Origin of the sequence: Streptomyces sp. SID3343, assembly GCF_009865215.1 — a bacterium.
Classification (GTDB): domain Bacteria; phylum Actinomycetota; class Actinomycetes; order Streptomycetales; family Streptomycetaceae; genus Embleya.
Genome location: NZ_WWJX01001010.1, coordinates 1 through 6,952, shown reverse-complemented (window position 1 = coordinate 6,952; position 6,952 = coordinate 1). Strand labels below are relative to the sequence as shown.

The 6,952-nt window shown below is 71.2% G+C and carries 7 protein-coding genes; 5 read left to right on the top strand and 2 right to left on the bottom strand.

The genetic code is table 11. The annotated features are described in order from the left end of the window. Positions 1–198: 198 nt before the first annotated feature. The 5 genes from GT354_RS31770 (at position 199) to GT354_RS31750 (ending at position 5,577) form a co-directional block, all read left to right on the top strand. Positions 199–1,134, top strand: a complete 936-nt coding sequence (locus GT354_RS31770) for an ABC transporter substrate-binding protein (RefSeq protein WP_202512539.1) — start codon at positions 199–201, stop codon at positions 1,132–1,134. A gap of 301 nt (positions 1,135–1,435) precedes the next feature. After that, the gene (locus GT354_RS31765; RefSeq protein WP_161359838.1) at positions 1,436–2,488 is read left to right on the top strand and encodes an iron ABC transporter permease; all 1,053 of its coding nucleotides are present in this window, start codon (positions 1,436–1,438) and stop codon (positions 2,486–2,488) included. Further along, a complete protein-coding gene (locus GT354_RS31760; protein ID WP_161359836.1) occupies positions 2,488–3,312 on the top strand; it encodes a heme ABC transporter ATP-binding protein in 825 nt (274 codons plus the stop codon). The genes GT354_RS31765 and GT354_RS31760 overlap by 1 nt, the downstream gene beginning before the upstream one ends. A gap of 166 nt (positions 3,313–3,478) precedes the next feature. Beyond that, entirely contained in the window at positions 3,479–4,588 is a 1,110-nt protein-coding gene (locus GT354_RS56725; protein WP_161359835.1) for an FHA domain-containing protein, read from the top strand. A 269-nt stretch (positions 4,589–4,857) separates the two neighbouring features. Further along, positions 4,858–5,577, top strand: a complete 720-nt coding sequence (locus tag GT354_RS31750) for a M50 family metallopeptidase (protein ID WP_161359834.1) — start codon at positions 4,858–4,860, stop codon at positions 5,575–5,577. Between the two features lie 93 nt (positions 5,578–5,670). Here GT354_RS31750 and GT354_RS31745 read toward each other — a convergent pair whose 3' ends face one another. Further along, positions 5,671–6,105: an SRPBCC family protein gene (locus tag GT354_RS31745; RefSeq protein WP_161359833.1), complete on the bottom strand. Its 435-nt coding sequence runs from the start codon at positions 6,103–6,105 to the stop codon at positions 5,671–5,673. Between the two features lie 103 nt (positions 6,106–6,208). Beyond that, a partial coding sequence (locus GT354_RS31740; RefSeq protein ID WP_161359832.1) for a TerD family protein occupies positions 6,209–6,952 on the bottom strand: 744 nt, incomplete at its 5' end.

Sequence of the window (6,952 nt, the reverse complement as noted above, 5' to 3'; positions counted from 1 at the left end):
GGAGCGAAGCGGGGGAGGAAAAGTGGTGCTTCGCGAGCCGGCTTTTAAAGAAGACCTGTGAGGTTGTGCACGCCTCTTGGGCTTGAAGTTAGGGAAGCCTTACCTTTAGGTTGCGGGGAGAAACCAGGGAAGGCTTGCCTTACCACCTCGTGCTGCTCGAAAGGCCGCCTGATGCGCTTGCGTCGTACAACCCTGAAGGTGGCCGCGGCCGTCCTGTCGATCACGGCGTTCGCCACGGCCTGCGGAGGCGACGGCGACAAGAAGTCCGACGCCAAGTCCGACAAGCCCGGCGCGCCGGCGGCGGCGTTGCCCGCCACCGTGGACACCACGCTGGGCAAGGTCACCGTCAAGGACGCGAGCCGCATCGTCCCGCTCGGCGGTGACATCGCGCAGACCGTGTACGCACTGGGCCTCGCCGAGAGCGTGGTCGGCGTGGACACGTCCGGCGCGGTGCTGCCGGAGAGCAAGGGCAAGCCCACCTTCGGCAACTCGCGTTCTCTCAACTCCGAGGGCATCCTCGCCCAGCGCCCCACGGTCGCCATCGGCAGCGCCTCGGTGGGTCCGCGCACCGCGATCGACCAGCTCAAGTCGGCCGGCGTCCCGGTCGTGCTGGTCCCCGACAGCAGCAAGCCCGAGGACGCGCTGACCCGCATCCAGGCGATCGCCACCGCGCTCGGCGTGCCCGAGAAGGGCAAGACGCTCGCCGACCGGACGAGCGGCGAGATCGCCACCGCGAAGGCCAAGGGCGCGCAGGCCACCACCAAGCCGCGCGTGGCGTTCCTGTACATCCGCGGTCAGGCCAACCTGTACCAGATCGGCGGCAAGGGCCTGGGCCCCGACAGCATGATCACCGCCGCCGGCGGCATCGACACCGGCACCGAGTTGGGCATCGAGATGTCCGGCGCGCTGACCCCCGAATCCATGGTCGCGGCCAAGCCCGACGTGATCCTCGTGTTCCAAAAGGGTCTTGAATCGGTCGGCGGCGTCGAAGGCGTGCTGAAGCTGCCGGGCGTCGCGCAGACCCCGGCCGGCCAGAACAGGAAGGTCGTGGCGATGGACGACCTCGAACTCGGCAGCGGCGGCCCGACCACGGGCGTGGCGCTCGACAAGCTCGTGGACCTGCTGCACAAGTAGCCGCGACGGACCGGGAACGAACACCGCGGCGATCGGCCGCGGCGGTGCCGCCCCGTCGCCGCGTCGCCCCGCCCGGGGCTGTGCGACGACGGGGCTTCGGAACGACAGGGTGGGGAAGAGCGTGGCCACGGTGACGGGTCGTCAGGAGCCGAAGGGCGACGATACGGGCGAGCCCACGCGCGCCGCGACCGCCGACGTCGGCGGCAAGGGCGGCACGAGCGGCACGAGCGGCACGAGCGGCACGAGCGGCACGGGCAACGGAGGCGGTACCGATTCCGTCGCTGTCGCTGCGGCTGCGGCAGTGGCCGTCTCCGAGCCCGCCGCGCCGCGCCGGCACGGTCGGTGGCTGATGCCCGTGCTCCTGCTCGGCCTGCTCGCCGTGTGTGTGGTGTCCGCGGGCAGCGGCGCGCTCGACATCCCCTCCGGCGAGGTGCTGTCGTCGATCATGCACCACCTCGGCCTCGACGTCGGGCACGTGTCCCAGGCCAACGAGGCCGTGCTGTGGAACATCCGCTTCCCGCGCGTGGTCCTCGGCGTACTGGTCGGCGCGTGTCTGGGCTGCGCCGGGGCCGCGATGCAGGGTGTGTTCGGCAACCCGTTGGCCGAGCCCGGGGTGATCGGCGTGTCCTCGGGCGCGGCGCTCGGCGCGGTGGGCGCGATCGTGCTCGGCGTCTCGACGTTCGGCTCGTGGACGGTGACCGCGTTCGCGTTCGCGGGCGGTCTGATCACCACGTTCGGCGTGTACCTGCTCTCCCGCTCCAACGGCCGCACCGAGGTGGTCACGCTCGTGCTGACCGGCATCGCGATCAACGCGCTGGCCGGGGCCGCGATCGGCCTGTTCACGTTCGTCGCCGACGACGCCGAACTGCGCAGCATCACCTTCTGGAACCTCGGCAGCGTGGGCGGTGCGAGCTGGAAGGTGATCGGCGCACTCGCCCCGTTCGCGATCGTGGGCCTGCTGATCCTGCCCCGCTACGCCCGCGCCCTGGACATCATGGCGCTGGGCGAACGCGGCGCCCGACACCTGGGCGTGGACACCGAGCGCGTGCGCCTGATCGTGGTCACGCTCAGCGCCGTACTGGTCGGCGCGGCGGTCGCCGCGGCCGGCGTGATCACCTTCGTGGGCTTGGTCGTTCCGCACATCATCCGGCTGATCGCCGGGCCCAGACACCGGCTGCTGCTGCCCGCGAGCGCGGTCCTGGGCGCGCTCGTGACGGTCGGCGGAGATCTGGCCGCGCGCACCGTCGCCGTTCCCAAGGAGGTACCGCTCGGCGTGCTCACCGCGCTGATCGGTGCACCGTTCTTCCTGTGGCTGCTGCGCAGGACCCGCTCTCGGCAAGGAGGTTGGGCCTGATGAGACTGCTCTCCCGTACCCGAACCGTCGCGATCGACACGGCGCGCGAGTTCGGCTCGGTCGGCGTCGAGGCCGAGGACGTCGGCTACGCGATCAACGGCCGCAACCTCGTCGACGGCGTTTCCCTGACCGTTCGGCACGGCGAGATCGTGGCCGTCCTGGGCCCCAACGGCGCCGGCAAGTCGACCCTGCTCGGGTTGCTCACCGGTGACCTGACGCCGCATCACGGCCTGGTCAGGATCGCCGATCGACCGATCGCCGACTATTCGCAACGCGAACTCGCGCTGCGTCGCGGCGTGTTGCCGCAGGCGGTGACCCTGTCCTTCCCGTTCACCGTGGACGAGGTGGTACGGATGGGCCGGGCCCCGCACGCGGGCCTGGCGTACGAGGAGTCCGAGGACGAGATCGTCGCCCGATGCCTGGCCGAGACCGACGTCTCGCACCTGTTGGAGCGGGCCTACCCGTCGCTGTCCGGCGGCGAGCGAGCGCGCGTCTCGCTCGCGCGCGTCCTCGCACAGGGCGCCCCCGTGCTGTTCCTCGACGAGCCCACCGCGGCCCTGGATCTCAAGCACACCGAGGACGTCCTGCGCCTGGCCCGAGCCCGCGCCCGCAAGGGCGACGCCGTGGTGATCGTGCTGCACGACCTCAACCTGGCCGCGGCCTACGCGGACCGGATCGCGCTGATGGCCCGGGGTCGACTGGTCGCGTGCGGCGCCCCGGCCGAGGTCTGCACGGCGCCGCTGCTGTCCGAGCTGTACGGCCATCCCGTCGACGTCATGAAACGCCCGGGCACGGACGAACTGCTGATCCTGCCCAGCCGTTGACCCTGTCCCCTGCGCGCGCACCCTGCCCCCCGGCATCCCTGCCCTCGCCCCTGACCCCGCGGACCCGCTGCCCGAACCGTACGAACCGCCCGCGCGTCCGAACCGCTGCGCCGCCGCCCGGGTTTCGGATAGGAAGGGTTCGACGGCTCGTCGGCAGGGGGACGGTGTGTGGGACGCGATCGTGGACGTGGCCAATGTGTGTCACTCCGAGGATTTGTATCCGCTCGGCGCGAAGGGGCCTTATCTCGATCGGCTCGACGCCGTCGTGACCGCGTGGCGGGCGTCGCACGGCGCCGACGCGAGGATCGAACTCGTCGCGGACAAGGCCCTGTTGCATGCCGTGGACGCCGCCGACAAGCGCACCATCCAGCGGATGGTGGCCCGGCGCGAGATGTCGCTGCGGCCGGTCGCCGACACGCTGGTGCTCGACCGGGCCCACGAGGACGCACTGCACGTGCTCAGCGGTGACCACTTCCTGGACTTCCGCCGCCTGCACCCGTGGATCGATCGCCATCCGCAACGCTTCCACTACTGGGCGCAGGACGCCGACGGGGTGCGCTTCGTCCCGCGCGGGATCAAGGCCGAGCACCACCAACGGATTTCCCGCGCCGAGGAGATCAAGGAGTTCCGCGAGAAGCGGCTCGACCCGGTCCGGCACCTGGAGATCATGAACACCCGTTGGCGCTGTGTCGACGCGGTGTGCCTGTACGCGCGGATGTGGGCCGGTCAACTCCCGGTGTGGCCCCGGGTGGACGCCGGCGCGCGGGCGGTATGCCCCGGGTGCGCGGGCGAACTCGAACCGCTGGGCGAGCGCCGGCAGACCCGGCAGGTGAGCCTGAGCGACCACGCCGACGGCCACTCCATCGAGCGTGTTCCGCTCGAACTCGGGACGAACCTCGTGCTCGGGCGCGGCCGGATCGTCAACGGCTACAACCTCGGCAGCCGACAGCAGCGGTTCGGCGACGCGGTGCGCTATGTCAGCCGTCAGCACGTACTGCTGCGCTTCGAGCACGGCAGGGCGGGCGAGCACGTCGTCGCAGTCGACCTGGGATCCTCCAACGGCACCGAGATCGAGCGCTGGAACGGGGTGGGCTACGAACCGGGTCGGCGGCTCACCGTCGACGCGGAGGTGGTGCTGACCGCGAGCGACCGGCTCGTTCTCGGCGGCGGGGTGCGGGTCGAGGTGTCGGGCCGGCACTTCAACGCGGACGACCTGCGCCGCGAAAGCGGGGACGCGGGCGGCCAGGCGACTCGACTGCGCGACATCGACGGCTGACCGCGAACGCACCGCGAACCGGCACCCGGAACTCCCCCGGGCCTGCCCCGGATCGGTTTCCACCCCCCGCGCGTTCGCTCGTCCGTACCGCGACCGACACTGCGACCCGACACTCCGGCCCGACACGGCGACCGACACTGCGACCCGACACTGCGGCCCGACCTTGTCGACAGTACGGTCACGGGTCCGGAACACCCGGCCTTTCGGCCGCACCCGAACGGTAGCGTTCGAGCCGGGGATCGGGGTCAGGGTTGAACGAGAGGGGCGGCGTGAGCAGCGTCGACACGGTGTCGTTGCAGGAACTGTGGGACCGGGTGGTGGGCACTCAGCCGGATCCGCCGAGTTGGCTCGCGCTGGTGACCGGCGCGGTGGCGGTCGTGGTGGTGCTGTACCGGCCGACCTGGCGGCCACTGCGAACGATCGTGACGATCGCGCACGAGGGCGGGCACGCGATGGTCGCGCTGCTGAGTGGGCGCCGATTGTCGGGCATCCGGCTGCACTCGGACACGTCCGGGGTGACCGTGTCGGTGGGCAAGCCGACCGGCCTGGGCATGGTGCTGACCGCGGCGGCCGGATACATCACGCCGTCGCTGCTGGGCGCGGGTGGGGCGGCGTTGCTGGCGGGCTCGCACATCACGATGGTGTTGTGGGTGGCCCTGCTGTTCCTGGCGTTGATGTTCATCGCGATACGCAACTGGTTCGGCGCGTTCGTCCTGCTGTTGACCGGTGGCGTGATCTTCGCGATCTCGTGGCTCGCCGGCGCCCGGATCCAGGCGGCGTTCGCGTATCTGCTGGTGTGGTTCCTGCTGGTGGCCGGCACCCGTCCGGTGGTCGAGTTGCAGCAGATGCGCTCCCGGGGCCGGGCACCGTGGTCCGACGCCGATCAGCTCGCGGATCTGACCCGGGTGCCGGGCGCGGTGTGGGTCGGCTTCTTCGGCCTGGTGTCGGCCACGGCGCTCGGCATCGGCGCAGGCTCGCTGCTCACGTGAGCGGGCCGCCGGCGCCCCCGCGCCGGCACCCGCGACGTGCGCGGGTGCCGGTCCGGGCGTGACGTGGCGTCACGTGACGTAACGTGACTGTCGTCAGAGCGCCTCGGGCAGCTTGGCGAGCACGCCGTCGTAGATGCGCTTGAGCCCCGACGGCGCGAAGGTCTTCTCGAAGAATCCGCCGATACCGCCGGCTCCGTTCCACACCGTGACGATCTCGACCCGGCTGCCGGCGCCGGCCGGTGAGACGGTCCACGTGGTGACCATCGACGAGTTGGCGTCGGTCTCGACCAGGGTGAGGGCGGCCGGTTCGGTCACCGTCACCAGGCAGTCGCGCGACCGCTTGCTCGTGGCCTGCAACCGCCAGTGCGCCACCGTCCCGGCGCCCTTGCCGCCCTCGCGCACGTCGTACTCGGAGAAGTGCTCGGTGAGCAGCTTGGGCCGCACGTCCGCGTAGTCCGCCACCGCCGCGAAAACCGCTTCCGGTTCCGCCGCCACGGTCGTGTGTGCGGTTGCCCTGACCTGCGCCATGACCACTCCTTGCCCTCGGTTGCTGTCGGCCGGGTCAAGCAAACCACCCCGCCGCCCGCGCGCCGAATCGCGGTCCGGTTACCGCTCGGTCGGCGTCGGCCGACTATGCGATGTCGACGCCGTACGAGGCGGCCAAACCGGCGAGGTCGAACTCGTAGCCCTGGCCTTCGGTACGGAACTTCCACCCCTGACCGCGCCGATAGAACGTGCCGAGCAGCAACACCCGTTCGACTGTCGCGGCGTCCAGGACCGAGCGCACGAACGACGTCTTCTCGAACGGCGCGACGTCTATCTCGATCGGCCCGACGGCCTCGAACGTGCTGTCGCCGTCGACCGCGGCCGCGATCACGACGCGATGTATGTCACGCGGCAGGACGTCCAGTTCGAGCGTGACGGTCTGCTCGGCGGGACCCGACGCGTCCAGGGCGACCGTGTCCAGCGGGGTGGCGGGCTGGTTCCAGAACACGAAGTCGGCATCGACGCGCACCCGTTCGTGCTCGTCCAGCAGGAACGCGACGATGTCGATGTCCTCGTCGGGCCGCTCCCACGCCCACGACGCGTTGAGCGTCCACCGCCCCGGGGTCGCGCCGCCGGGCAGGTCGACCGTGCCGCCGCGCGGCAGGTTGCCACCGGTGCCGCGGGCCGGGGGCGGCGTCCGGCTGATCGCGTCGCGCCATTGCGCCTCGGTCACGCACTCGACGCGCAGCGCCGCGGCCCGCGCGATCCGCGGGTCGCTCTGCGCGCCCGGCATCACCACGACGGTGTCCACGGTCGAGGTCAGGTTGATCCGCAGCCGGGCACCCGACTCGATCACGAGTTGGCGCAGCAGACCGCCGTCGACGTGCTC